Origin of the sequence: Streptomyces aureus, from assembly GCF_001418135.1 — a bacterium.
GTDB lineage: Bacteria > Actinomycetota > Actinomycetes > Streptomycetales > Streptomycetaceae > Streptomyces > Streptomyces aureus_A.
This window is the reverse complement of sequence record NZ_LIPQ01000594.1, coordinates 1-2,933: the sequence shown is the minus strand read 5'-3', so window position 1 is coordinate 2,933 and position 2,933 is coordinate 1. Positions and strand designations below refer to the sequence as shown.

The window sequence follows — 2,933 nt, the reverse complement described above, 5'->3', positions numbered from 1 at the left end:
GCGATGCCGACGTCGAAGACCCGTTCGGGGAAGGCCTTGGCGAACTTGTCGAGGCCGACGGGCTGGAGCATGGCCGCCGTGATGGCGACGATGTCCGCGCGCTCCTTGCCGAGCGCGACCATCTCCTGGGCGAAGACGCCGGTCCAGTCCGCGCCGGAGGAGGAGATGGGCAGGCCCGTGTCGGGGTGGATCTTGCCGACGGCGTGGAAGCGGTCGGCCTCGTCCTGCTCGGCGGGGGCGTGGCCGCGGCCCTTCTCGGTCAGGCAGTGGACGACGACGGGCCGGCCGAGTCCGGCGGCGTGGCGCAGGGCCTCTTCGAGGGCCGCGATGTCGTGTCCGTCGACGGGTCCGACGTACGCGAGGCCGAGGTTCTCGAAGACGGAGTGCGGGGCGCGGTCCTCGGTGCGCAGCCGCGCCAGGTGGGCGGGGATGCCGCCGACGGTGGGGGCGTAGGAGCGGGTGTTGTCGTTGAGGACGACGACCACCGGGCGGTCGGCGCCGTCGGCGAGGTTGTTCAGGGCCTCCCAGGCCATGCCGCCGGTCAGGGCGCCGTCGCCGATGACGGCGACGACGGCGCGGTCGGTGGCGCCGGTCAGCCGGTGGGCCTTGGCGAGGCCGTCGGCGTAGGACAGGACGGTGGAGGCGTGGGAGTTCTCGATGAGGTCGTGCGCGGACTCGGCGCGCGACGGGTAGCCGGAGAGTCCGCCAGGTTGGCGCAGGGTGCCGAAGGCGGCCGCCCGGCCGGTGATGATCTTGTGGGGGTAGGTCTGGTGCCCGGTGTCCCACAGGATCTGATCGCGCGGGGACTCGAAGACCCGGTGCAGGGCGAGGGTGAGTTCGACGACGCCGAGGCTGGGGCCGAGGTGGCCGCCGGTGCGGGTGACCTCCTCGACGAGGAGGCGCCGGATGTCCGCGGCGAGCTCCTCGGTCTGCGGGAGGGTGAGCGCGCGCAGGTCGTCGGGTCCGTGGACCGATGCGATCGACGTCATGACAGATCCTGTTCTGGTCACAGGGCCTCATCGGCCAGGGGGGTCCGGGGTACGCGGCCGGTGACGGGGTCGGCCAGCCGGGCGGGCATGGAGAAGACGACGTCCTCGGCGATGCCGTCGTCCAGTTCGACGTCGTGCCAGCCGAGTGCGGCGAGCCGGTCGAGGAGCCCGCGGACGAGGATCTCCGGGGCGCTGGCGCCGGAGCTGACGCCGATGCTCGACGCCCCGGCGAGCCAGGTCTCGTCCAGATGGCCGGCGTCCGGGACGAGGTACGCGGCGCTGCCGTGCTCCCGGGCGACCTCGACCATGCGGATCGAGTTGCTGGAGTTGCGGGAGCCGACGACCAGGACGAGGTCGTTGCGGCGGGCGAGGGCCTTGACGGCGTTCTGGCGGTTCTGGCTGGCGTAGCAGATGTCGCCGTCGGCGGGGCCGGCGAGGTCGGTGAAGCGGGCGCGCAGCGCGTCGACGACCCGCCGGGTCTCGTCGAAGGACAGGGTGGTCTGGGTCAGGTAGGCCACCGGCGCGTCGTCCGGCAGGTCCAGGGCGGCGACGTCGTCCTCGTTCTCGACGACGATGGTGCGCTCGGGGGCCTCGCCGCGGACGCCCTCGACCTCCTCGTGGTCGGCGTGGCCGACCAGCAGGATGGTCCGGCCGTCGCGGGCGTAGCGGACGGCCGCCTGGTGGACCTTGGAGACCAGCGGGCAGGTGGCGTCGATGACTTCGAGGCGGCGCTCCGCCGCGCCGTCGCGCACGGCGGGCGAGACGCCGTGGGCGGAGAAGACGCAGACGGCGCCCTCGGGCACCTCGTCCTCGCTGTCGACGAAGCGGGCACCGCGCTTCTCCAGCTCGGCCACGACGTGGTGGTTGTGCACGATCTCCTTGCGCACGTACACCGGGGCGCCGTGGAGGTCGAGGGCGCGTTCCACGATGCCGATGGCACGGCGCACCCCGGCGCAGAAGCCGCGCGGCTGGGCGAGGACGACGCGCGGGGGCCGGTCGTCGGCCGGGGCGTCCGGGCCGGCCGGCTGGATGGTGGCGCTCATGAAGCGTTCCGTTCGTAGGAGTCGTGGGTGAGGGTTGCGGGCCGCGGGACGGTGGCCGCGGGCGGGCGCCCCTGCGAGGCGCGCCACAGTGCGGCGTAGATCCCGTCCAGGGCGAGGAGTTCGTCGTGGGTGCCGTCCTCCCGGATCCGGCCGTCGTCGACGACGACGACGCGGTCGGCTCGGGAGGCGACGCTGAGGCGGTGGGCGACGATCAGGGCGGTACGGCCGTTGACGAGGCGTTCGGTCGCCCGGTTGACCAGCGCCTCGGTGGCGAGGTCGAGGGCGGCGGTGGCCTCGTCCAGCAGGAGGACGTCGGGGCGGACGAGTTCGGCGCGGGCCAGCGAGATCAGTTGCCGCTGACCGGCGGAGAGGTTGCGTCCGCCTTCGGTCACGGGGTGGTCGTAGCCGCCGTCGAGGGCGCTGAGGGTGTCGTGGGCGCCGACCCGGCGGGCCGCGTCGGCCGTCTCGGCGTCGGTGGCGTCGGGCCGGCCGTAGGCGATGGCCTCCCGGACGGTTCCGGCGAAGAGGTACGGCTCCTGGGGGACGACGCCGAGCCGTTTCCGGTAGCCGGTGAGGTCCAGGTCGCGCAGGTCGGTCCCGCCGATGCGGACGGCCCCGCGGGTCGGGTCGTGGAACCGGGCGGCGAGCTTGACGAGGGTCGACTTGCCGGCGCCGGTCGTGCCGACGAAGGCGACGGTCTGGCCCTGCGGGATGCGCAGCCGGATGCCGGTCAGCGCCGGGCGGCCGTCGCGGTAGTGGAAGTCGACGTCGTCGAAGACGAGTTCGCCGCGCAGGGAGCGGACGGGGAGCGCGTCGGCGGCGGCCGGGGTGGTGCTGCGCAGCCGGAGCAGGTCCCGGATCCGCAGCAGGGACACCCGGGCCTGCTGGTAGCCGTCGAAGA

Annotated in this window: 3 protein-coding genes; all 3 read right to left on the bottom strand. The window is 73.9% G+C overall.

What is annotated here, in order from left to right:
• The coding region (locus AOK00_RS34660) for a 1-deoxy-D-xylulose-5-phosphate synthase N-terminal domain-containing protein (protein ID WP_254047609.1) at positions 1 to 989 on the bottom strand (989 nt) is incomplete at its 3' end.
• 17 nt (positions 990 to 1,006) lie between these two features.
• Complete coding sequence (locus tag AOK00_RS34655; protein WP_055604102.1) at positions 1,007 to 2,032, bottom strand: 4-hydroxy-3-methylbut-2-enyl diphosphate reductase; 1,026 nt, start codon at positions 2,030 to 2,032, stop codon at positions 1,007 to 1,009.
• On the bottom strand, positions 2,029 to 2,933 hold a 905-nt coding region (locus AOK00_RS34650), incomplete at its 5' end, for an ABC transporter ATP-binding protein (RefSeq protein ID WP_159041923.1). The genes AOK00_RS34655 and AOK00_RS34650, both read right to left, overlap by 4 nt.